Below are 24321 nucleotides of genomic sequence, written 5' to 3' on the forward strand. Positions count from 1 at the left end.
GAGGTGATTTTTATTTTTTAATGAACTTTCGTCTTATGCTCCTTCCATCCGATTCAATTCTCAAAAAGTAAACACCACCTTGGAGATTAGATACATTAAGTTCGTTGTTGTTAATTCTCTGATTGAAAACACGTTTCCCTGTAACGTCAAAAATTGTTGCAATTTTCTCTGTTAAAACGGTAGATGTTTTAATCCTTAAAACATCTCCTACCGGATTAGGGTATATGGATATGTCTGAAATTGTTTCATCCTCTACACTTAAAGGGGCCGAACCTTCAACAAGGACATGAGCAGTATTAATGCTAGGATTTTCAAAAACATCAACAACACCAGAGGGCCAATAAACTCTAATCTCAGTAATTGAAGTTTCGGCACCAAGACCAAAATGAGTGTTAAGTGAACTCATAAACTCAAAGCCTTCACCGCTTCTTACATCTCTAATTTGAGTGCCAGAAGGTGTTACTAATTCAACTCTCGCACCAATACCATTTCTATTACTGTAGTTTGGCGTGACATGAGCCATACCCACAGTATTTATTTTTACCCAGTTATTGCCGTTTCCTAGATTATAATACCTAACACCGTTATAGTAAGCGTCTATAAATCCATCATTGTTGAGGTCACCAAAACTACCGTTTTTGTAATTGATTTGGTTATCGTCCGCATCTTCAAAAGTCATATCTCCCTTTCCGTACATAATAGAGCCGTTACTAATAATATCTAAGTTGCCGTCATTATCAATATCAAAAGCAGAACTTTCCCATCCTGTTGGGGCATTAATACCTGCTCCAGCAGTAACATCTGTAAATACATAATCGTTGTTTGGATTGCCATCATCTGAGAAGCCGCTATTTTCCATAAGTTTATGAGTACCTGAACTGGCTCCTACAAAGACGTCCATATCGCCATCATTGTCAAAATCTCCCCAAGCAGAAGACCATGTTTGCATTGGGTCTGCCAATCCTATGGCAGCAGCATTTTCAGTGTAAGTACCATCACCATTGTTAGTGTACATGACGTTGGTTCTACGTTCTTCAGAACCACCACACTTAGCGATAAACAAATCCATATTTCTATCGTTGTTGTAGTCTATCCATATAGAACCATAATCACCACCAGAAGGGAAATTACCTAATTCATAAGGTGCGCCAGGAGTGACGTCAGATTGATAAAAGATTAAATTACCAGATCCATCGTTAATAAAATATACATTGGGTTGCACATCGTGACAAACAAAAGCATCTAAATTCCCATCATTATTAATATCAACAAAGTTAGAACGCTGTGAGAACACATATTCTGTTGTTGATTGTTCTGTAAAGCTACTACCATCACTACTAGCTTGCATGAATGTTACACCACTACCATTGCCATATAGCAAATCAGTTTTTCCGTTAGCGTCAAAATCTGCCGCAGCCATACTCCAGCTTGGTAAAAAGTCAGCGCTTGGTGTGGTAATATTTATCGCGGTAAAGGAGCCATCTGCATTTTGCTCTTGAATATTTATGTTTGTTGAAGAAACGCCAACAATATCATCTAAAAAATCCCCATTCATGTCTACTACAGCTAAATCATAGCCGTTAACGGTTATAGGTTGTTGCGAAAAATTTATTCTAGACGGGATAAGGGTTGTAAAGTTTACTGGGCCAACAAAATTCGAAAATTCACCACCACCACAGTTAGCCTGTACATAAAAATCATAAGAGGTGCCTTGAGATAAACCGGACAAACTGTAAGATGTTGTATTAAGATTTGAGATAGTGTTGCCAGACCCTAAAACAAAACCAGCAGGACCCCACTCAATGTTCCATGAAGTAGACGAGCCTACTTCGGTCCACTGGAGATTAGCGGAAGTTGCCATAACATCAACTGCATTAGGGTTTGTTGGATTTGGGCAAGAAGGTGTTTCATAAAGCGTAACTACGATATTAGACCAGTTAGCATTAGAACCACCATAACTTTGATTAAATATCATATCAATATAACCGTCCGTTGAAGGGTCGTAAAGATTTGGCAGGTCTCCTTCAAATATTATGGTTGTATTACTAGTAGAATTTGCACCTCCCGATGTTGGTGGATCGATACCAACAGTGTCGGAGTTGGTTATAAAAGTTAAGTCCGCTTCAATGGACCACGGAATACCTGATCCCTCAGACCAATCTACAGAAACTCTAAAAGAGCTATAAGAACCTGAAGAAGGTACTGGAACACCAGCCGAATTGCCAACATCATTGAGGCTATATGTTACAGGTGAGCCTTGGGCCACATTTATTGGTCCTTCAATCGGACTGAAAACATATTGTGCGTTCCCTATAAAACAGGTAAGCGCCGCAGTTATTAAAATTAAAGTAATTTTTTTCATGTTTTTAAGGAGTATTAATTGCAGTTATCAAGAGAATTGATCCATTCTTCTATAAGGTCAATACCTTCTCTGTGGTTGGTGGTCCTGCCCAGCAAGGGCATTCTAAATGATTCATCAGTAGTACTTAGTCTATAATAGAGAATGGATAAGTCAATGTTGTTAGGTGTAACAATATAGGAATTTGGTATAAATTGTGTTTCTGGCTCTACACATACGCCAATATTTTCTGGGTCACTAGTTAAATGGTACTCAAATCGCATAGGCCTATAATTACAATGTCCATTATCCGAGTGGCAATGTGCACAATTAATGTCTAAATAGGATCTAACCCTGTCATTTAATGGCTGCGAAACATCATCCCAAGCCACTACGGTGTTAATATTATTGGGTATCCCTGAGTTTAAATAGCCTACTTGAATGAGCTTTTGCAACTGATTAACGACTTCGCCATTGAAATCATAATTTCTGTTTAGGTTTTGAGGTTTTAAACCTATAGGCGTAGGGTTGTCGGAACTGTTATGACAGGTAAAGCATTCTGCCCTAGAAGGAATCCTATAATCAGTCGTTTTTAGAGCACCACTCTCTAACCAACTTATATTAACCGTGCTGCCTTGATTGGTAAAAAAAGCCTCTGTTTGTTCATCATTCCAAACGTAGTTAGCAAAATCCCAACCGTTCGTTTTTCTAAACATAATTCGTGTTTCAAGAATTTTTGAGGAATTATTAGGCTGCACATTGTTGTAATAGAAATTCTTAATAATAACGCTTCCTGTTGGGAAATCTAGGGAAGAATAATCATTTATATAATTTGCTTTAACACCATTGGGCATCCAGATGAATCGTTTCTTCTTTGCGTAATCCGTAAATAAGGGTGTAATAAGATCGTAAGGATACACTCCAAAAGTAGGATTGAGCTCTTTTAAATCGCCTTCAAAGAAATTATATAATGACAAAGTTTCGTGAGGAGTATCACCTTCAAACATGTTTACAACAGATAAGGATGAAATTGTCAAAGAAATAGTTTCTGTTGAACAGTTATTGGAAGCATCACAGATTGTATATTGAATTGAGTCTTCACCAATAGTGTTTGCATTTGCAGTGTAGACTAAATAATCATCACTTACATTACTAGGAGTATTGTTGTTGTTAATCAAAACGGAACCTAATGAAGGGGCGCTTAGAGACAGTGAGCCTGATTGGGGAATATTAGAATCATTATTGAATATAAATATTTCGACTTGAGAATTTTGTGCCAAAAAAACCTCATCAGGATTAGTTTCAATAGATAAAGGCGTTGTGCCATCATCTGATTCGCTACATGATGATATGGACAAAAGGGTCAAAAAAACCAGTTTTAGTATGTACTCCTTTCTCATTTAATGATAACAACGTATTGATAGAACAGCTTAAATAGAAAAACCCCTACTTTTTTAACAAAAATAGGGGTAAATCTAAGATTTTTTAATTAAATCGTTTATAATCAAATAAAAAAGATAAACAACTCTAGAAATATTGAAATTAAAGACACATAAAAATTAGCCTTTTACTTTTTCTTTAGTTTTACTTGGCAATACATCAAAGCCCATATTATAAAGGGTGAATCCAAAGATATCTGCATATTGTTCAATCGTTTTACTCACAGGTGTCCCAGCACCGTGACCTGCATCTGTTTCTATTCGTATTAAGGTTGGATTATTACCTGTTTGTTTACTCTGTAATTCTGCCGCAAATTTAAAACTATGAGCAGGAACTACTCTATCATCGTGATCTCCGGTGGTCACTAAAGTTGCTGGGTATTCCACTCCTTCTTTGACATTGTGTACAGGAGAATAGCCTTTTAGATAATCAAACATTTCCTTACTGTCTTCAGCAGTACCATAATCGTATGCCCAACCTGCACCGGCCGTAAACGTATGATAACGTAGCATGTCTAAAACTCCAACAGCTGGCAATGCAACTTTCATTAAATCTGGCCTTTGTGTCATTGTTGCACCAACCAGCAAACCACCATTGGACCCACCCCTTATAGCTAAGTAATCCGAAGAAGTGTATTTTTCTGAAATTAAATATTCTGCCGCAGCAATAAAGTCATCAAAAACATTCTGTTTCTTCATTTGCGTACCAGCATCATGCCATTTTTTCCCGTATTCACCTCCTCCACGTAAATTAGCAACAGCATAAACACCTCCTTGTTCCATCCAAACCGCGTTGGTAATACTAAAGTTAGGTGTGAGAGAAACATTGAAACCGCCATAACCATATAGAATTGTTGGATTTTTTCCGTTGAGCTCTATCCCTTTTTTATGAGTGATTATCATTGGTATTTTTGTACCATCCTTAGAGGTATAAAACACTTGGTTGCTCTCGTAGTTGTCTGGGTTAAAATCTATGCTTGGTTTTCGGTATAATTCAGATGTTCCTTTTTCAATATCGTATTTGTATATACTTCCAGGAGTTACATAGTTTGTAAAAGAATAGTACAATTCTTTTTCTTCTTTTTTAGCACCAAAGCCACCAGCACTACCAACACCAGGTAGTTCAACCTCTCTTACTAAATTGCCTTCGTAATCGTATTGTAAAACTTTTGAAACCGCATCTACCATATATTCTGCAAAGAAATAACCACCACCTGTAGATGGGCTAAGCACATTTTCCGTTTCAGGAATAAAATCTTTCCAATTTTCAGGTTTTGGGTCTGATGCATCTACGGTAACAACTTTTTGATTGGGAGCATTAAGATTGGTCATAATGTAGAGCTTAGAACCTACATTTTCTATAATGTTAGAATCTGAATCTGTATGTCCTAAAATTTCAACAAAAGGAGCGTTTGGTTTGGTAAGGTCTTTTATATAAAGCTTATTTCCAGAGGTAGAAACCCTGGGTGTAATAATCAGATAGCGGTCATCTTCTGTAACTCCGCCGTAGATATAACGGTGTTTCTCATCAGGAGTACCACCGTAGATTAATTGATCTTCAGATTGCTTGGTGCCTAATTTATGATAATACACTTTGTGTTGGTCTGTTTTGGCAGAAAGCTCACTACCTTTTGGTTTATCGTAACTAGAGTAATAGAACCCTTCGTTTTTATACCAAGACATACCACTAAACTTTATGTCCACTAGAGTGTCTTCAATTATTTCTTTGGTTTCAGCATTCATTATCAGAATTTTTCTCCAATCACTTCCACCTTCAGAAATTGAATACGCTAATGTTTTGCCATCTTTAGAAAAACTTGTTCCGCCCAAAGAGATAGTTCCATCTTCCTTAAAAGTATTTGGGTCTAAAAACACCTCTGCTGTTTCTGGGTCTGCATCGTTTTTATATCTGTAGATGACGTATTGGTTTTGCAACCCATCGTTTTTATAAAAATAAGTATAGTCACCTTCTTTAAAGGGAGCACCTATTTTTTCGTAATTCCAAAGTTTGGTCAGGCGCTGCTTTAATTCTTCTCGGTAAGGGATATTATCCAAATAACCAAACGTGGTTTGGTTTTGAGATTTTACCCAAGCTTCTGTTTCAGCACTTCTGTCATCTTCGAGCCAGCGATAAGGGTCAGGGACGGCTTCACCAAAGTAATTGTCAACAGTATCAACTTTTTTAGTTTCAGGGTAGTTTACAGAAATGGATTTCACTTTTTCAGATTCGTTTTTACAGGAAACAAAAATACTCAGCAATGCAGTAAGTAGAAGTAATTTTTTCATAAAATAGTTTTTGGTATTTGGCCCAATAAAAGTCAGATAGTTGACAATATTAGGTTACATGTTTTACATATAAATAGTCTAATAAGATCTTGTTAGAAAAGAACGATTAAAGATACAAAATTTTAGGGCTAGTCTAAAAAATTATGGAAAACTAAACCAGGTTGTTTTTTACAAGATATTCGGCAATTTGTATGGTGTTTGTAGCAGCACCTTTTCTAAGGTTATCACTAACTACCCATAGATTTAGAGTGTTGGGCTGCGAGCCATCTCTTCTTATTCTGCCCACAAAAACATCATCCTTTCCATTAGCATAAATTGGCATTGGATATATGTTAACATCTAAGTTGTCCTGTAACGTAATACCCTCTGTTTGGTTTAGGATGTGCCTTACTTCGGTTAGGTCAAAATCCCTTTCAAACTCAACGTTTACCGCCTCACTGTGTCCTCCTGCAGTAGGGATTCGTACAGCAGTTGCAGTTACAGCAATAGTTCTATCATCAAGAATTTTTTGGGTTTCCCTAACTAATTTCATCTCTTCTTTGGTATAGCCGTTTTCCTCAAAAACATCGCAATGGGGTATGGCGTTTTTATGGATTGGATAATGGTAAGCCATCTCGCCTGTTTTGCCAGCAATTTCGTTTTCTAATTGTTGAACGGCTTTAGCACCTGTACCAGAAACAGACTGATAGGTAGATACAACAATACGCTTTATTTTATATTTTTTATGAAGTGGAGCTAAGGCCATAACCATTTGTATGGTAGAACAATTTGGGTTTGCAATAATTTTATCTTCATTGCTTAATTGGCTGGCATTAATTTCCGGAACAATGAGTTTTTTAGAAACATCCATTCTCCATGCCGAAGAATTATCTATGACAGTCGTACCAACTTCTGCAAACCTTGGAGCCCATTCCAAAGATGTGCTACCGCCAGCTGAAAACAGCGCTATATCAGGACGTTTTTCAATAGCCGTTGGAATACTTATCACTTCATGTGCTTTTCCTTTAAAGTTCATTTGTTTACCAACGGAGCGCTCAGAGGCAACTAAAAGTAATTCATCAATCGGAAAATCTCGCTCTTCGAGAACTTTAAGCATAACACTACCTACTAAACCGGTCGCACCTACAACAGCTACTTTCATATTTAAATTTTAATATCAGTTGCACAAAATTACATAAAAATCAATCCTAGTTTTTATTTAGTTATACGCTTTTAACAATAAATAAACGACATGTGATTTATTTAACGTTTTTAAAAGAAAAACCCAGACTAAAGCCTGGGTTTGATTAATAAAAATATAGTGTAGCGGTAACGCTAAAACTTATTTCTTTAAAGAGTCTCTGATTTCCATTAATAAATCGATTTCAGAAGGTCCTGCCGGTGCCTCAGGAGCTGGCTCTTCCTTCTTTTTCATTTTATTAACTCCCTTTACAACCATGAACATTACAAATGCTACGATAATAAAATCAATCACATTAGTTAAAAATGTCCCATACTCTAACCAAACTTCTCCTACCATTTCACCAGCGTCGTTTTGTGTGCCTTCTTGCAATTTATACCTTAAATCTTTAAAATCTGAATTGAAAATTAATCCAATTAATGGTGATACGATGCCACCTGTAAATGATGCAACCACTTTGTTGAAAGCAGCACCCATTACAAAACCAACCGCAATGTCTACAAGGTTGCCCTTCATTGCAAATTCCTTAAACTCTTTTAGCATAATATTATGTTTTAAATAGTTAGTGAGTTACTAAAATAAGTAAAAAAGTTAAAAACTGTTAAAAAATTTTTAATCTGTAAGTATTCTCCTTTGAACCCGTTGTGAGATAGCGGTTAAAATTTCATATGAAATCGTACCAGCAGACTCTGCAAGATGAGAGGCTTTGTGAGAGCCATTGAAAATGATGACTTCATCACCTTCTTTACAATTAATGCCTGTGACATTGACCATAATCATATCCATACAAACATTACCAATTATTGGGGCTCTTTGACCATTAATAAAAACAAACCCTTTGCCTTTGCCATAAATCCTTGTGATACCATCAGCATGACCAATGGGTATGGTCGCTGTTTTTTCAAAATCCTTTGCTTTGTAGGCCCTATTGTAACCTACAGTTTCATTTTTTTCAATCTGATGTATTTGTGATATCACGGATTTAAGACTTGCAATTGGTTTTAGCTGTGCATCTTCTATTGTAGAATTACCAAAACCATAAAGTCCTATGCCGCTCCGAACCATATCTAAGTGCCCTTCATGATAATTTATAATACCAGAAGTGTTGCATAAATGTAACCATGGATTATAACCTATTTTAGACTTAAATTTTTCAGCTATGGATTTAAAAGATACAATTTGATTTTTAGTAAACAAAATTTCATTTATATCCTCACTAGCTGCTAAATGTGAAAACAGTGATTTTACTTTGATAGCCTTTGTTTTACTTAATTTCGAAGCTATAAGAGCTACATCATTTTCCCAGAACCCTAAGCGATTTAAACCTGTGTTAAACTTAATATGTACGGGATATTCTTTTTGAGATTGGGCTTTGGCCACCTCAATAAACGTTTCCAAGACCCTAATGCTGTAGATGCTTGGCTCTAAACAGTGGTCAATAATTAACTTAAAGTTAATGGGCTGAGGGTGGAGTACGAGTATAGGAGTTGTTACACCAGCGTCCCTAAGCAAGACACCCTCTTTTGCGTAGGCAACGGCCAAATAATCTACATTTAGGTATTCTAAATGTTTTGCTATAGCGATAGAATCACTGCCATAAGCAAATGCCTTCACTACCGCCAAAAATTTAGTTTTGGGCTGTAGCTTAGATTTTAAATGATTGAAGTTATGTGTTAAAGCACCTAAATCAATTTCTAGGACAGTTTCATTCGCTTTTGGCATCCGGCTTATTTTCTTTTGCTTTTATTTCTTCGGCATCTTTAACCTTCATCTGCCTCACTTTGTCACGAAGCATGGATTTGTAAAATGCGGCGCGACTCAAAGGTTCATATTCTTCAACCTCACCTAATAGGACCAAATCATCACTTTGCGCTTTTCTGTAGCTATATTGCGCCAAGTTTCCGGTTTTGGTACAAATAGCATGTACTTTAGTAACATACTCTGCAGTTGCCATAAGGTTGGGCATAGGGCCAAAAGGATTGCCTTTAAAGTCCATATCGAGACCTGCAACAATTACACGTATTCCTTTATTAGCTAGGTCATTACAAACTCTTACGATTTCATCATCAAAGAACTGGGCCTCGTCAATACCAACCACATCGCAACCATCTGCTAAAATTGGAATATTGGCAGCAGCTGGCACAGGGGTAGATCGTATTTCATTAGAATCATGGGAAACTACCATTTCATCATCGTAACGCACGTCAACGGCGGGTTTGAAGATTTCTACTTTTTGTCTTGCAAATTGGGCGCGCTTTAATCTGCGAATCAATTCCTCGGTCTTACCAGAGAACATCGATCCACAAATCACTTCAATCCAGCCAAATTGTTCTTTATGATTTACCGTATTTTCAAGAAACATTTTGTAATTTTAGCACTAAAACGTAGTCATTTTTCGTTTTTATAAAGGTCAATCAAAAATAATAAAAATCAAAAGGTATTAGGATGAAAAAGAAATTAGAATCAGAATTAATTAGCATCGCGCACAGGATTCTAAAATTAAAAGGCAAGGAAGATGTCAATAGAATGCATGATGAGGTTGCTAAGCTTTACGAAAAACTTACGGTTTTAAAATTTGCACAAGAAAATTTTGAAGATGATATGCCCACAATAGGGAACGATTCCTCGTTTTTCGGAATGCTCGATGCGGCGTTTAACAATACCGTAAGCGATAATATTGTAATTGATAATAAGACGTATGTTAATGTTGATGAGGTTGAAGATGATGGTATTATGGAGCCGGTAATGGAAAAAATAAAAGATATGGTGGCGCAAATGCCTAATGAAAGTCAGCAGATTGATATTTTGGTAGAGGAAGCCGTAACTAAGGAAAAACCGACCACTATAGAATTTGAAAATATAAGCGCTGATTTTGGTGATATTCCTGAGTTTGAACCCATTGAGGAAGCCCAAAGACGTCAAGCCGAAGTGGCAAAAAAATCACTTAATGACAAACTGAAGAGTAAAGGTCTCCAAATAGGATTAAATGATAAGTTAGCCTTTATAAAGCATCTCTTTGAAGGTAAAAACGAAGATTATGACCGTGTCATTTCTCAAATTAATACCACAGATTCCCTGTCAGAAGCACGTAAATTAATTTTCGATATGGTAAAGCCCGATTATAATAATTGGGAAGGTAAGGAAGAGTATGAAGAACGTTTCATAGAAATTGTTGAAAGCAAATTTAATTAATAATTTAAGTACACATAACCTTGTATAGGCTTTGCTATTCCAATTACTTCGAGGATATAGAAGTAGGTACCTACAGGTAGTAAACCTGAATGTTTTGGTGCGCCTCTATTAGCTCTACCATCCCAAGAATTATTATAATTATTGCATTCGTAAATTAGTGCACCGTATCGATTGTAGATCTTAATCGTGTTATTAGGATAGCTTTCAATACATGGAATAATTAAAGAATCGTTTTTTAAATCGCCATTTGGTGATATCCCCTGAGGAATAGATAAGCAGTTTGATATTTCTACAATAGCATCATCTTCATTGTTCGAAGAATCTCTGTCAATTTCATTTAAGCCATCTAAAAAAGCAATGTTTAATAAGTCGGTTGAAGAAACCACCAATACATCAATCTGTAATGTCTCAGCTTGGTTAGAGTCTAAAAAAGGAATCGACCATGAAAAGGCAGTATCATCAAATATACCAAAACTTGTTGTGGCCGATATATATTCATAACCCACAGGAAGCGCATCCTGAACCTGAATAGCTGTTGCTTGTGACGTACCAATATTTGTTGCTGTGATGGTAAATGTTACCTGGTGACCAACCATGGCTTCAGTTGGCTCAACAGATTTTAAAATTTCAATATCTACATCAGAGGTGTCCACAACAACATCTAACGCTGCGCTTACTTGTGAAGCATCTAAATTGTTTGTGTTACTTATATTTTGAAAATTGTTTAGATAAGTACCGGCTATATCAGAGGTTACCATTACTGAGAATGAACAACTTTCAACGCCGGCGGGAAAGGTGAGGTCTGTAACTCCAACAAAGTCACCACCCACTGTCCCGTTAAATGTAGCTGAACAGCCGTTGGCTTCCACCCAAACAGGAAGTGAGGATATGGTGAGGCCAGTAGGCAAATTATCCGTAAAAGCTATTCCATTTTGAGTTGGGCTGGTGGCAATGTTATAAATTGTAAACACCAACTCGCTTTCTCCACCTTCAAAGATGGTATTAGGAACAAACACTTTATCCAATATTGGCGAAATGACCTGAACACTATTTACAGAAATATTAGTTTCGGGGGTTAATTCTTCATTATCAGCAGCACTTGGAAACGCTTCAGCAATATTATTAAAACCACCACCAAAATTTGGAGCCAATACAGGAATGGTAATTCTAATTGTTGAGCCCGCTTCCATCGTGGGAATTATTCCTGTAATGGTATTCCCACTAATATTAAAGGCTGAGATACAAGTAGCACTTCCCGATGATACACTACAAGTTGGACTGCCGGAAAGAGTAAACGCATTGTCTAAAATATTTTCAAATTGTATATCTACAGCACTAGAACTGGTTGTACTATTACTTATGTCTACAATCCAGTTAAAGGCCTCCCCTGTGTCAACTTGGGCAGATTCAGGATAGGTTTGTACCACCAAATCAATACAAGGGGCAAAATAGGTGTCTACAGAATCAATATTGTTGCCAAGATTGGTTTCAGGAACATTATTTACATAATATGCTCTTATGTAATTTGTACCCACCATAGGTTGACTGGAGCATTCTGGCTGCCAATCTACAGTCACCGTAAAAGACACGGAGCTATTAGCAGGAAGTATCCAATTATCTTCAGGTAAAATCTCCCAAAAGGTATCAAAACTACCGTCTTCCGTAACACCGTCAAAAGGAATTCCGGTGCTGGCATTTTCAATTGAGAAACAAGATGCAGTTCCGGTAGTTCCTGTACATTCTACACTGATTAAGGTTCCAATAATGGGCACATCGCCAGTAAGGGGAACTGGCATGTGGTCTTGTACTTGAATGGGTTCGTCCGTATCACCATCATTGGTTATAGTAACTTCATAAGTAATTTCTCCCCATTCAGTGGTATTCGATTGGGAGCCTCCAACAGGTAATTCAGGGAAAACTTGAGTTTTTGTCACTTGTAAATCTGAAATATCCTGCACATCACAAGGTTCTTCCGTAGGAAGTATTAAATCGATAAAATGAAAATTGTTATCTGGATTTGTATCAATGGTTTGGGTTGGCAAAAGCGTAATTTGACTTTTAACAGACCCATCTACCTGAGTTGGAAATGGATTGCACGGTGGTTCAACGAAAACTACTACAGTTTCAATGGTTATGGTAGTATTAGGCTCAAGTACAAATTCATTACTTACCCATAGCTGCCCATTATCTGAAATCGTAAAATCTCCGCAAGCTACGGGTCCGGTAGTTGCTGTACAATTAACGGAAATGATGTCCCAGTTGACGTTAGGGGACAAATTTTGAAGAAATAAAAGTAATGGTGCCTCAGAAGGGCCATTATTACAAACCGTAGTAACAAAGGTTACCTCTTGGTCATATTCTATATCAATAGTATCCACAGGATCAAAAAGTTCAGTTTCAATGCACACATCGGTTAATGGGCATATATCAGCATTAGGTAGGTTTGTTTCTACAAAATTGGATAAGTTAGACGATGCATTTGTGTGATTCAAGCTAATCTCTATAAAACTATCAACATCAATAGGCATAGGGTTAGGAGAACACGAAAAGTTGGTGTAACGATAAACCATCTCAAAAGTGATACTCCCACCAGATGTGATTTCGAGATCATCACCTAAGGTAAAAATGGATGGAGCATTAACAACATTTGGTGTAGTTATATTCGCTGATATCGTATTGGGATCTATTGTTTCTGGACAAAGGGTACCATTGGTCGTGCCAATACAATCTAAAGAAATAAATTCTGCAAAAGGCTGACCGTTATCAAAGGGGGAGGTTAGTATCAGCTTTCCTTCAATGGTTTCAATTGGGAAATCAATTTCACTGTTATTTGTAATTGTAAACTGATAGATGACTTCGTTGCCCCAATCATCTACTGGTATTCCAGAAGCAGGTTGAATTTGTGTATGTGTAATTTCAAAATCAATAACAACATCCAATACATCTATGGAAATAATGGATTGGTTGTTGCTGGTATTAGTATCGGTAGTTCCTGCGGAAGGATTGATGGTTCCGTTTACGGCAATACCTCCAAGGTTAGTAGGCGCAGACACTAATACTAAAAGCTCAACACTAGAATTGTTGGGTAAATTGGTGATTGTCCCAGTTAGAACATTGTCCGTTATAGTGATGTCTGAAACATCGGATGCACCATTAATAGTATTCTGGGAACTCGTGGATATTATGGTGATATCATCATCGAAATCTACAGAAATATCAGTATTGTTAGTTGTGTTACCAGAATTTGAAAGTGTGATTAAGTACTGGAAATCTTCGTAAATATCTACCTGTGAAATGGGAGTGCCAGCAAGATTTTGGGCTTCAATGTTTATAGATAAATCCGTGGTTTGTGCTGAAAGCAAAGGCAAGTTGATGATCAAAAAGAATAGTAGTTTGATTGATTTCAGCATTGATTGGATTTTGTTATTAGATACAGATTTCAATAAATGGTTGCGTTAAGAACTTCAAAAGATTGTAATTTTGGGGAATAAGTTCGAAAATATGAAATTATTTCTGGTACCAACACCTATTGGAAATTTAAAAGATATCACCTTCAGGGCTGTTGAGGTTTTAAAAGAAGCAGATGTGATTCTTGCTGAAGATACCAGAACCTCAGGAAAGCTTTTGAAGCATTTTGAGATCACCACTCCTATGCAAAGTCACCACATGCATAATGAGCATAAAACGGTGAATCAACTCATCGAAAAACTAAAGTCTGGAATGACCATGGCGTTGATTAGCGATGCAGGTACGCCGGCCATTTCAGATCCAGGATTTTTATTGGTAAGAGCTTGTGTAGAAAATCATATTGATATTGAATGTTTGCCTGGGGCTACAGCTTTTGTTCCTGCTTTGGTCAATAGCGGTCTGCCAAACGATAAGTTTGTATTCGAAGGGTTTTTACCAGTAAAAAAAGGGCGCCACACCAGATTGTTACTTTTAGCAGAGGAATCCCGAACAATGATTTTTTACGAGAGTCCACATAAGTTGGTAAAGACCCTTGGCCACTTCTGTGAATATTTTGGCGAGGATAGACCCGTTTCTGTATCTAGGGAACTAACCAAACTCTATGAAGAAACTGTTAGAGGAACAGCAAAGGAAGTTTTAGAACATTATACCAATAAACCACCAAAAGGAGAGATTGTGATCGTGGTAGGTGGGAAAAAGTGAGCCACACAGATAAATCGTAGTCAGTTCGAGTATCAAACTTTTGCTTGATCTATCGAAAACTTTTTAAATGAAAGATTTACTTCATAACATAAGTCAATGCACCATTTGTAAAGCACATTTACCACTTGGGCCAAGACCAGTAGTAACAGCACATCAGAATTCTAAAATTGTAATTATAGGCCAAGCACCAGGAACAAAAGTGCATGCTTCAGGCCTTCCGTGGGACGACCAAAGCGGTAAGAAACTAAGAGAATGGTTCAATGTGACTGAAGAAGAATTTTACAACATCAAAAATTTTGCAATCATCCCTATGGGATTTTGTTATCCAGGAAAAGGTAAAACAGGGGACTTGCCACCCAGAAAAGAATGTGCACTACAGTGGCATGAGTTATTATTGAAGCAAATGCCTAAAGTTGAGTTAGTAATTTTAGTTGGCGCTTACGCTCAAAACTATTATTTAAAGGATAAGAAAACATTAACAGAGCGTGTAGGGGATTATAAAAGTTATTTGCCAAAGTACTTTCCTATTCCGCATCCATCGCCCACCAATCGATTTTGGCGCGCGAAACATCCTTGGTTTGAGGAATTGGTAGTGTCTGAACTACAGAAGATTATTGTTGAAACAATTTAACTTTTTGTCTACTTCCTTGATAAATAGTCTAGTACTTTGATCCATCATGCTTTCCTTTTTCCCAACCGTGTTTTCCTAAATATTGGTCTGCGCTTTCCACAGCACCAATTTCAATGTCGGTTCCCATAGAGTCGTTCCAACGGTTAAGGTAACCAAATAAGGAAATCACACCTAGCATTTCAACGATTTCACCTTCATCCCAATACTTGTACAAGCGTTCTTTAATGTCTGCGTTTACAGCATTGGGGACTTGGCTAGCTGCCAAACTAAAATCTAATGCTGCACGTTCGGCCTCATTAAATGCAGGGTGGATTCTGTATTCCCAAATCTTGTCTAATTGTTCTTGTTCTGCGCCATAACGTTCCGCTGCTCGTATAGCGTGAGCTTGGCAATAACGGCAACCTGTAGCATTGCTACTTACCCAAGCAATCATGCGTTTTAAGGCAGAAGTGACACGACCGTCATTGGCCATTACAGCTTTGTTCAAATTAATAAACGCTTTGCTAATAGCAGGTCGTCGCTGCATGGTAAGAACGGAATTTGGACAAAACCCAAGTGTCTCATTAAAGAATTCAGCCAATTCCTTAGTTTCTAAATCGTGTTCGGGAGATAAGGGAGTTACTAATGCCATAGTTATTTTTTTAGTGCTATTTTTGAATGTACAAGATAGCGGTTCTAAAAATTAAAGAAAAAGAAAATGGCACATAAAATCACGACACACTGGAAAGGCGGATTAACCTTTGAGTCTGATAATCCGAGTGGAAAAACAGTAATTATGGACACTGACGTAGAAGGACAAAATGAACGTTTTGGATTATCTCCAAAGGCCATGATGTTATCTTCTCTGGCTGGCTGCTCAGGATTGGATGTGATTTCTATCTTAAATAAAATGAATGAAGAGATTGACGATTTTAAGATTGAAGTTTCTGGCGAGCTAACCGAAGAGCATCCTAAATATTATCATAGTGTCAAGGTTGATTATTATTTTTATGGATCGGATTTGAACAAGAAAAAATGCGAACGTGCTGTCAACTTATCTGTTGAGAAATATTGTGGTGTTATGGAAATGTTCAGGCAGTTTGCTGAGGTAAAAACCGAAATCTTTTTTCATATAGGAACCAAGCATAATATGTAACTGTCTATGCGTTGGATTTTAAAACCCAAACCAGACCCTTCAAAAGTGGCAGCTTTAAAAAAGGAGCTTCAGGTTGATGATATTGTAGCAACCTTATTGCTGCAGCGAGGCATCGAAACGTATGAAGATGCAAAAACTTTTTTTAGACCAAGTTTTGAGGATTTGCATGATCCCTACTTAATGAAGGATATGGATAATGCAGTTACGCGGATTGAAAAGGCCATTTCAGAGGGGGAGAATATTTTGGTTTACGGTGATTATGATGTCGATGGTACCACATCTGTGGCCTTAATGTCTTCCTATTTAAAAACCAGAACAGCAAATGTGGCAACCTATATTCCTGATCGTTACACAGAAGGTTATGGAGTGTCTTATCAAGGCATTGATTTTGCTCACGACAATGATTTTACACTTATTATTGCACTAGACTGTGGTATTAAGGCTATTGACAAGGTGGCTTATGCCAAAGAAAAAGGCATTGATTTTATCATTTGTGATCATCACAGACCAGGAGACCAAATACCTAAAGCCGTTGCAGTTTTAGATCCTAAGCGCAACGACTGTGAATATCCCTTTAAAGAACTTTGTGGTTGTGGGGTTGGATTTAAGTTAATTACAGCATTAGCCTTAAATCAAGGGCAAACCATGGAAGATTTAACTGAATATCTCGATTTGGTAGCTACAGCTATAGGTGCAGATATCGTTCCGATCGTTGGCGAAAATAGAGCTTTAGCCCATTTTGGACTGCAAGTGATTAATACAAATCCAAGACCAGGAATAAAGGCTATTATTGCAGAGGTCAAAAAGGAAGAACTATCTATCATAGATGTTGTGTTTATTGTGGCGCCAAGGATTAATGCGGCAGGTCGTATGAAGCATGGTAATCATGCCGTAACCTTGCTAACCGAAGCCGATTTTAACCTTGCGGCAAGTTATGCTGTAGATATCGATCATTTTAATACAGATCGCAGAGAAACCGATAAACTTATTACAGAAGAAGCACTACTTCAAATTGAAAAAAATAATGAACAAGACCGTTTTACAACCGTTGTTTATGATGAAAATTGGCATAAAGGTGTCATTGGGATTGTGGCTTCGCGATTAACAGAAACCTATTACAGACCAACTTTGGTATTCACTAAAAGCGGTGATAAACTAGCAGCGTCTGCGAGATCAGTTAAAGGCTTTGATGTCTATAATGCCTTAGAGGAGTGTTCTGAATTTATTGAGCAATTTGGGGGGCATAAATATGCAGCTGGCCTAACGCTTTTGCCTGATAATTATGAAGCTTTTAAAGCAAAGTTTGAAAGCGTTGTTAAAACTACCATTGACCCAAAACTGCTAACTCCAGAGCTAACGGTAGATATGGAAATTGATTTAAATCAAATAGATCATAAACTATATCGGATTATACGGCAATTTTCTCCTTTTGGACCAGGAAATATGACCCCTGTTTTTATGACGCAAGGAGTACAAGACACAGGTTGGGGAAAATGTGTGGGTGAAGATGATAAACATTTGCGTTTTACGGCAAAACAAGGCACAAGCAATCCATTTGTCTGTATAGGTTTTGGACTAGGGGAGAAATTAGAAATCATTAAGAACCAGAATATTTTTGATGCCGCCTATACCATTGATGAAAATCACTGGAATGGTAATGTGAGTTTACAATTAAAGTTGAAGGATATAAAATCATAACCCTTGGCAAAAACAGATCCCTACGCAGCACTCCGTTTTAAGGAATTTAATATTTTTCTTTTGGTAAGATTTGCCTTGGTTTTTGGCTGGTCTATGCAATTTGTTGTCATAGAATGGCAAGTCTATTCTTTAACCAACAATGAGTTGAGTTTAGGTATTATTGGATTGTGTGAATTTCTTCCAGCTTTTTTTCTGGCGCCATTCGCAGGTCATATTGTAGACCGAAAGGAGAAACGAAACCTTTTTACGCTTTGTATCGCTTTGTTTTCACTAATTAGTTTCGGATTGTTTTGGTTAACATCCCAAGGAGTTGAATCTTCGTGGAGTACCCATAGGATTTTGGCTGGTATTTATAGCTTGGTCTTTTTCGGTGGTGTTTTAAGAGCTTTTTTTGGCCCTACTATTTTTTCATTAATTGCTTTAATAGTGCCAAAGTCCGCTTACCCAAATGCAGCAACATGGAGCAGTAGCACATGGAAAGGCGCGAGTGTTTTTGGGGCCTTGTGCGGGGGATTTTTAATTGCTTGGATTGGAGTGCACTATACTTTAGGAATTATTTTTGGTTTGGTCATGTTGGCCTTAGTTCTAGTATTTAAAATAAGTAAAAAACCAATTTTAAATAAAGCCACGAACGAATCCATCAAGGAAAGTTTAAAATCGGGAATTAAGTTTGTTTTTAACGACAAGGTCATCTTAGGAGCGCTAACATTAGATATGGTGGCCGTATTATTTGGTGGTGCTGTTGCCATTTTTGCGGTGTTTGCCAAGGATGTTTTAGATGCAGGACCTAAAGGTTTTGGGGTTTTAAACGCCGCACTGTCTTCTGGAAGCATTATTACCATGGTGGCAACAACGTATATTCCGATTACAAAAAATACAGGAAAAAAGTTGTTGGTAGCAGTCTTTGGTTTTGGTGTGTTTATGATTGTTTTTGGTGCATCAAAATTACTATGGCTTAGTGTCATTGCACTCTTTTGCTCTGGTGTGTTTGATGGTATTTCCATGGTGGTTCGCCAAACAATCCTTCAGCTTAAAACACCAGACCATATGAGAGGAAGAGTTGGAGCTGTAAATTCCATGTTCGTTGGGTCTTCTAATGAACTTGGCGCTGTTGAGAGCGGAATAGCCGCAAGAATCTTTGGTGCGCCTTTGGCTGTGGTTTTAGGTGGCTCAACAACTCTGCTAACGGTCATTATAATGAGTTTAAAAAACAGGCCTTTGCGTGAGCTTGACCTGCAACAGGATGTTGAAGAGCATTATGATGAAGTTAAAAACTAGTATTTTTTCAGCTCAAAATTCTTTCCGTCAAAAACACCATAAGTGTAATATTGAATCCAATCTCCCAAATTAATATATTTTGATGTGCCATTAAGCTCAATGTCTAAAGGCAAATGTCTGTGGCCAAAAACAAAATAATCACGATGTTGGTCATTCAGTTTTCGCTTGCAATAAGCTACTAACCATTCGTTGTCTTCACCAAGAAATTTGGCATCATCATCACCTGAAATTAACTTGTTTTTGACTGAAAAATATTGTGCTAATCTTACACCAATATCTGGATGTAACCATCTAAACAACCATTGAAAAAATGAACTAGTAAAGACTTTTTTCATGCGCTTATACCCTTTATCACCAGGGCCTAAACCATCACCGTGACCAATAAAGAAAGAGCTATTATTAAAAGTAAATTCTTGTGGCTTATGAAAAACAGGAATATTGAGTTCGTCTTCAAAATAGCCATTCATCCATAAATCATGATTACCCACAAAATAATAAATAGGAATACCAGCATCTGAAATTTCGGCTAGTTTTCCTAAAGTCCTGGTAAATCCTTTGGGAATTACAGTTTTGTATTCGAACCAAAAATCAAATAAATCACCCATTAAAAAAATAGCCGCAGCATCTTGTTTTATCTCATCTAACCAGGCTACAAACTTTTTTTCACGAGGTCTAGAGGCTTCCATGGTTGGAGCACCAAGATGGTTGTCTGAAGCAAAATATATTTTTTTGCCTGAAGGAATCTCTATGTGACGTTTATTACTCATTATCCGAGGCAAACCATTCTGCAAAGCTAGTTGCCGTCTCTTGAAGTTTTAAGGAGTGTAATTTTATGGTATCGGGCAAACGATTCTGAATTTTTTTTGCAAAGTCAATAACCATCATCTCGCTGGTGGGTTGATAATCCACGAGCAGAACATTATGGCCTCTGCTTTCTAATTCCTTTGCTAACTCTACATGTGGTGTGTTTTTGTTAAAAACCGTAGCGTGGTCAAAAACATCAACAATTTCATCTTTTACTATGGTTTTTAAATCACCAAAATCTATAACCATACCAAATTTTACATTGGTGTTGTCAGAAATTGGCCTGCCAATAACCGTAACGTCTAATCTATAGCTGTGACCGTGCACATTTTTACATTTACCGTCGTAACCATAAAGCGCGTGTCCGGTTTCAAAAGAGAATTGTTTTGTGATTCGAATCTTATTCATTCCAGAAAAATAATAGTGCAAAGATATTATAAATGTAAAACGAACACGATTTTAGATTACATTTGCCCACTTTTTTAGAACTTTTGAATTTAAAAATGAAAACAATCCTTCTTTTTTAGACTAAAGTGAATAGTCTTTTTGAATTTATTCCGTTTACAGAAAATCCTCTGTACGAGAATATTATCGCAGATCTTACTAAGAAGCAATACAGTATTGTTGATGGGTTTTTTACTAAGGATGAGGTTGAGGCCTTAAGGAAATCGTTGTCTCAAAAATACGAAGAAGATATTTTTAAGAAATCAGCAATTGGTAATCGGACAAACGAAGTTATTAGAGCTAAAGTACGTGGTGATATCATTCTATGGATTGATGAGGACAAGGCTAATAGTGCAGAAGTACTATTCTTCAATAAGATTAATGACCTTAAGGATTATCTAAACAGAACCTGTTTTTTAGGCATTAATCAAAAGGAGTTTCATTATGCCATTTATCCAGAAGGTACATTTTATAAGCGCCATTTGGATACGTTTCAGAATGATGATAGAAGAAAACTCTCGTTTGTTTGCTATTTAAATGAAGAGAGTTGGAAACCTGAAAACGGTGGAGAATTAGTGTTGTATTTAGAACATGGTGAGGAAACTATTTATCCGTTTCCTGGTAAAGTTGTTATTTTTGAAAGCCAAGTTCTGGAACATGAAGTAAAACCTGTTAATACACCTAGATTGAGCATCACGGGCTGGTTAAAAACCCGATGATTATCTGCGTTTTCGGTTGTAGAAATAGGCTATAATCAATACAACAGCTAATATTAGAAACAAGCCATTGCCACCTAAAAAGCGAAGGATATCCATACTATTGGTCTTTTAGTCTTTTTTTATTATATCGGTAGATGACATAAGCAATGATTACTAAAACTACAAAAGGTAGCATAGATCCAATAAACACACCTATTCCATAATTATCATCTGGCGCGTTTTTTAGTTTCTCTTCAACACTTATGTTTTGTATAAGTAAAATTAAAAACCTCATAGTTTAGCCTTGCCAATGTTTTAAAAAAAAATTGACTCAAATTTAAGTGTTTTTAATTAGTGGTATAAATGTTTTTCTGAATTTTATGATCAATGGAAGCCCTCTAGCTACTATCCACAAGGTGAAAGCAATAAATATCCCATACAACTTATAGTCTAAGTAATCGGTTACCAAAATGACAGGGATGAATACAAGAAGCGTTGAGAATAAAAGTACATTTCTTAAGTACTCCATCTTTCCTAAACCTTTAAAAACCCCATCGAAAATAAAAGCAAGGGCGCATAAAGGTTGCATGGCAAGAATTATCCAAAATACTTCATAGAATTCCTTCAGAACAGCTTTGTCATCTGTAAAGATACTACCGATGGGATAATAAAAAAGCACACCAATCAAGCCCATTACCACTCCAACGACGATACCATATTTTATAAGTTGGTTGCTCAAGTCTATCAATGTTTTGTAGGCCTTAGCACCAAAAAGTTTACCAGACAAAATATTACCAGCACTAGCATAGCCATCTATCAGGAAAGCTCCTAAAAACCAAAGGTTAATGGCTATGGTATAGGCAGCAATGTAGGTTGTTCCATATTTAGTGGCATAACTCGTCCCAAAGTATAAGGCCACGTTAAGTGCAATCGTTCTGATAAACAGATTGACAATCATCAGGATAAACCTATTAATTTCTTTGTTGAACGGAAACTTTACTAATAGCGGAATATCGGTTTTCTTAAGGATATAATACACAGAAAGTATGGCCATTATAACCTGAGCTAAAACACTAGCATAGGCCGCACCTTTTATATGCATTGCCGGAAAAAGCCCCTCTACACCATAAACCAATACTACATCTAAAACAATATTAGCCACAGCACCAGTTATGGCAATAAGCATTGGGTGATAGGTGTTTTGTAACCCTCTAAAAGTCCCAAAAACGGCAATGGTAAAGAGTGTGAAGGGAAAACCGAAAACCCTAATATGATAATAGTCTATACTATAGGTTAAAATTAAATCAGAGGCATTGTAAAGTTTGAAAATCTGTCCTGCTAATGGATAAGTTATGGCAATGATTAATACACTTAATGATGTAATAATAAACATAGCTTGCGCTGGTAAATTTTTCACTTTGCTTAATTGATCGGCCCCCAAGTATTGAGAGACTATAGCGGAAATAGCACTACGCGTTTGCCCCAAAACCCAAATAAGCATCGACAAAAATGTAGTAACAATGCCAACGGCAGCCAAGGATTCTGTAGCGTTAATGTCTATGTTACCAATAATTGCAGCGTCGGTTAATGACAGAATAGGTTCAGAAATACCAGAAATTAATGCTGGTATAGCAAGTTTATTAATATGCTTTAATGAAATTTTTGCTGTGTTCAAAGGATTAATTCATAACAATGAAAGGGATACTTACTTTGTTTGGGAAAGTAAATGTCCCCCAATTTATTATAACCGCGAAGTTCGTAAAACTTTTGGTTTCTTTTGTTTCTTGAAAAGGTGTCTAATCTTATGGAACGATAATTATTATCAATAGCGTATTGCTCTGCAAAGTCCATAAGTTGTTGCGCGTAACCTTTACCCTGCATAGACGGATGAATGGCCAAGCGATGAATGTATATATTATTTTCATTCTTTGTTAACCATTTTATAGGCAGATATTCTTCATCCATAAAGGTTGAAATAACGATCGTACCGTTTATTTCAGAATCAATTTCTAAAACAAAAAGTTCATGTCTTTCAATATCATTTACAAATGCCGAAACGTTAGGGTAATGTTCGTTCCATTGATAAATACCATTGGCAATCATGGTTTTAGCACAAGTTTTTGTTAAGTACATAATCGCTTTTATATCTTCAATCTTGCCTTTTCTAATCATTTTTAAATTGTACTTTTGCCTTAAATATTTTTGACTATGAAAACAATTCTAGTTCCTGTCGGGTCTTCAAAAAACGCCAAATCACACTTGCAATATGCCATTGATTTTGCTAAAGCCTTTGGTGCCAAATTATACGTGGTTCAAATATATAATGTTTACACCAAAGCAGGCACTATGATTAAAGTAGATCATATTTTAGAACGTGAATCCAAGGCTTTTTTAGAAGCCCATGTTGCTTCTGTGGATACCAAAGGTGTAGAAGTCATTACCAAAATCTTTAAAGGAAAACTAATAGATACTATAGAGAAGGTGTGCCATGCCTTAGATGTTGATTTAATTATTTTGGAACCTAGAACTAATTCCATAAAGGAGGAAGTTTATTTGGGTAAGACCTCAGGTAAGATTGTAAAACGAACACAAATACCAGCTTTAATAGTACCGGAAGGCTATGTTTATAAACCTATTGTAAAGATGCTTTTGGCTTTGAAGTCGGCAGTAATTAGGCGAGAAGGTGTGTTGCAACCCATACATAGCATAAAAAATCAGTTTAAGGCCATTCTCAATATACTCTTGGTAAAGACTCCTTTTCATGAAGAAGGTGATTTTGAATTGAATGAAGAACTTAAGAACATGGTTACCAATACAACTATTGCAGAAAGCCCTACAACCTTTCAAGCTGTTTTGGAGCACTATAAGAGTCATAGTCCTGATTTACTCTGCGTTGTTCGTAGAAAGCGAGGTTTTTTCTCTAAACTTTGGGAAGAGGATATCATTTTAAAAAGAGATTTTCATAGTTCAACAATTCCAGTCTTGGTGTTAAGCGGATTGAAATAAAAACAATATATTTACTTCAACA

The 24321-nt window shown here is 36.8% G+C and carries 22 protein-coding genes; 8 read left to right on the plus strand and 14 right to left on the minus strand.

Annotated elements, in window-relative coordinates; all coding sequences use genetic code 11:
* Window positions 1–10 precede the first annotated feature (10 nt).
* The 7 genes from ACFQ1K_RS11775 to ACFQ1K_RS11805 all read right to left on the minus strand — a co-directional run bounded on the left by ACFQ1K_RS11775 (window position 11) and on the right by ACFQ1K_RS11805 (window position 9605).
* Complete coding sequence (locus tag ACFQ1K_RS11775) at window positions 11–2362, minus strand: FG-GAP-like repeat-containing protein (protein ID WP_320554549.1); 2352 nt, start codon at window positions 2360–2362, stop codon at window positions 11–13.
* Window positions 2363–2376: 14 nt separating this feature from the next.
* The gene (locus ACFQ1K_RS11780) at window positions 2377–3705 is read right to left on the minus strand and encodes an Ig-like domain-containing protein (RefSeq protein WP_320554548.1); all 1329 of its coding nucleotides are present in this window, start codon (window positions 3703–3705) and stop codon (window positions 2377–2379) included.
* Window positions 3706–3897: 192 nt separating this feature from the next.
* Window positions 3898–6063, minus strand: a complete 2166-nt coding sequence (locus tag ACFQ1K_RS11785; RefSeq protein WP_320554547.1) for a prolyl oligopeptidase family serine peptidase — start codon at window positions 6061–6063, stop codon at window positions 3898–3900.
* A 151-nt stretch (window positions 6064–6214) separates the two neighbouring features.
* Window positions 6215–7204 (minus strand): aspartate-semialdehyde dehydrogenase, encoded by a 990-nt coding sequence (locus ACFQ1K_RS11790; RefSeq protein ID WP_320554546.1) that lies wholly within the window; start codon window positions 7202–7204, stop codon window positions 6215–6217.
* Between the two features lie 180 nt (window positions 7205–7384).
* Entirely contained in the window at window positions 7385–7786 is a 402-nt protein-coding gene (mscL, locus tag ACFQ1K_RS11795) for a large-conductance mechanosensitive channel protein MscL (protein ID WP_320554545.1), read from the minus strand.
* Window positions 7787–7855: 69 nt separating this feature from the next.
* Complete coding sequence (gene alr / locus ACFQ1K_RS11800) at window positions 7856–8965, minus strand: alanine racemase (RefSeq protein ID WP_320554544.1); 1110 nt, start codon at window positions 8963–8965, stop codon at window positions 7856–7858.
* Window positions 8949–9605, minus strand: a complete 657-nt coding sequence (locus ACFQ1K_RS11805) for a thymidine kinase (RefSeq protein ID WP_320554543.1) — start codon at window positions 9603–9605, stop codon at window positions 8949–8951. Before ACFQ1K_RS11805 ends, alr begins: the two co-directional genes overlap by 17 nt.
* A gap of 83 nt (window positions 9606–9688) precedes the next feature.
* On the opposite strand from ACFQ1K_RS11805, the gene ACFQ1K_RS11810 reads away from it, so the two are divergent.
* Window positions 9689–10435: a hypothetical protein gene (locus tag ACFQ1K_RS11810; protein ID WP_320554542.1), complete on the plus strand. Its 747-nt coding sequence runs from the start codon at window positions 9689–9691 to the stop codon at window positions 10433–10435.
* Here the strand turns inward: ACFQ1K_RS11810 and ACFQ1K_RS11815 are convergent.
* Window positions 10432–13845 carry a DUF7933 domain-containing protein gene (locus ACFQ1K_RS11815; RefSeq protein WP_320554541.1) on the minus strand — a complete coding sequence of 1138 codons (3414 nt, stop codon included), beginning with the start codon at window positions 13843–13845 and terminating at the stop codon, window positions 10432–10434. The genes ACFQ1K_RS11810 and ACFQ1K_RS11815 overlap by 4 nt on opposite strands.
* A gap of 91 nt (window positions 13846–13936) precedes the next feature.
* Between ACFQ1K_RS11815 and rsmI the strand changes: the two genes are divergently transcribed.
* Both rsmI and ACFQ1K_RS11825 read left to right on the plus strand, forming a co-directional pair.
* Complete coding sequence (rsmI, locus tag ACFQ1K_RS11820) at window positions 13937–14605, plus strand: 16S rRNA (cytidine(1402)-2'-O)-methyltransferase (protein ID WP_320554540.1); 669 nt, start codon at window positions 13937–13939, stop codon at window positions 14603–14605.
* 67 nt (window positions 14606–14672) lie between these two features.
* Window positions 14673–15236, plus strand: coding sequence for a uracil-DNA glycosylase family protein (locus tag ACFQ1K_RS11825; protein ID WP_320554539.1), 564 nt, complete (start codon window positions 14673–14675; stop codon window positions 15234–15236).
* Window positions 15237–15264: 28 nt separating this feature from the next.
* Here the strand turns inward: ACFQ1K_RS11825 and ACFQ1K_RS11830 are convergent, their stop codons facing one another.
* Window positions 15265–15867: a carboxymuconolactone decarboxylase family protein gene (locus ACFQ1K_RS11830; protein WP_320554538.1), complete on the minus strand. Its 603-nt coding sequence runs from the start codon at window positions 15865–15867 to the stop codon at window positions 15265–15267.
* A gap of 66 nt (window positions 15868–15933) precedes the next feature.
* On the opposite strand from ACFQ1K_RS11830, the gene ACFQ1K_RS11835 reads away from it, so the two are divergent.
* From ACFQ1K_RS11835 to ACFQ1K_RS11845, 3 genes are read left to right on the plus strand one after another with little or no spacing between them, the layout of a single operon-like run.
* Window positions 15934–16371: an OsmC family protein gene (locus ACFQ1K_RS11835; protein ID WP_320554537.1), complete on the plus strand. Its 438-nt coding sequence runs from the start codon at window positions 15934–15936 to the stop codon at window positions 16369–16371.
* A 6-nt stretch (window positions 16372–16377) separates the two neighbouring features.
* Entirely contained in the window at window positions 16378–18069 is a 1692-nt protein-coding gene (recJ, locus tag ACFQ1K_RS11840) for a single-stranded-DNA-specific exonuclease RecJ (protein WP_320554536.1), read from the plus strand.
* 3 nt (window positions 18070–18072) lie between these two features.
* Window positions 18073–19347, plus strand: a complete 1275-nt coding sequence (locus ACFQ1K_RS11845) for an MFS transporter (protein ID WP_320554535.1) — start codon at window positions 18073–18075, stop codon at window positions 19345–19347.
* On the opposite strand, the gene ACFQ1K_RS11850 is transcribed toward ACFQ1K_RS11845, so the two are convergent.
* Window positions 19344–20096, minus strand: a complete 753-nt coding sequence (locus ACFQ1K_RS11850; protein ID WP_320554601.1) for a UDP-2,3-diacylglucosamine diphosphatase — start codon at window positions 20094–20096, stop codon at window positions 19344–19346. The genes ACFQ1K_RS11845 and ACFQ1K_RS11850 overlap by 4 nt on opposite strands.
* Before the next feature lie 10 nt (window positions 20097–20106).
* The gene (locus ACFQ1K_RS11855) at window positions 20107–20559 is read right to left on the minus strand and encodes a 6-pyruvoyl trahydropterin synthase family protein (protein WP_320554534.1); all 453 of its coding nucleotides are present in this window, start codon (window positions 20557–20559) and stop codon (window positions 20107–20109) included.
* Window positions 20560–20684: 125 nt separating this feature from the next.
* Between ACFQ1K_RS11855 and ACFQ1K_RS11860 the strand changes: the two genes are divergently transcribed.
* Complete coding sequence (locus ACFQ1K_RS11860; RefSeq protein ID WP_320554533.1) at window positions 20685–21314, plus strand: 2OG-Fe(II) oxygenase; 630 nt, start codon at window positions 20685–20687, stop codon at window positions 21312–21314.
* Window positions 21315–21411: 97 nt separating this feature from the next.
* Here the strand turns inward: ACFQ1K_RS11860 and ACFQ1K_RS11865 are convergent, their stop codons facing one another.
* Genes ACFQ1K_RS11865 through ACFQ1K_RS11875 form a run of 3 tightly spaced genes read right to left on the minus strand, consistent with a single transcriptional unit; the run spans window position 21412 to window position 23465 of the window.
* Window positions 21412–21588, minus strand: a complete 177-nt coding sequence (locus ACFQ1K_RS11865; RefSeq protein ID WP_320554532.1) for a hypothetical protein — start codon at window positions 21586–21588, stop codon at window positions 21412–21414.
* 42 nt (window positions 21589–21630) lie between these two features.
* Complete coding sequence (locus tag ACFQ1K_RS11870; protein WP_320554531.1) at window positions 21631–22968, minus strand: MATE family efflux transporter; 1338 nt, start codon at window positions 22966–22968, stop codon at window positions 21631–21633.
* Complete coding sequence (locus ACFQ1K_RS11875) at window positions 22965–23465, minus strand: GNAT family N-acetyltransferase (RefSeq protein WP_320554530.1); 501 nt, start codon at window positions 23463–23465, stop codon at window positions 22965–22967. Before ACFQ1K_RS11875 ends, ACFQ1K_RS11870 begins: the two co-directional genes overlap by 4 nt.
* A gap of 36 nt (window positions 23466–23501) precedes the next feature.
* Between ACFQ1K_RS11875 and ACFQ1K_RS11880 the strand changes: the two genes are divergently transcribed.
* Window positions 23502–24299: a universal stress protein gene (locus ACFQ1K_RS11880; protein ID WP_320554529.1), complete on the plus strand. Its 798-nt coding sequence runs from the start codon at window positions 23502–23504 to the stop codon at window positions 24297–24299.
* The last annotated feature ends 22 nt before the right edge of the window (window positions 24300–24321 follow it).

The organism is Winogradskyella aquimaris, assembly GCF_042676105.1.
GTDB classification, from domain to species: domain Bacteria; phylum Bacteroidota; class Bacteroidia; order Flavobacteriales; family Flavobacteriaceae; genus Winogradskyella; species Winogradskyella aquimaris.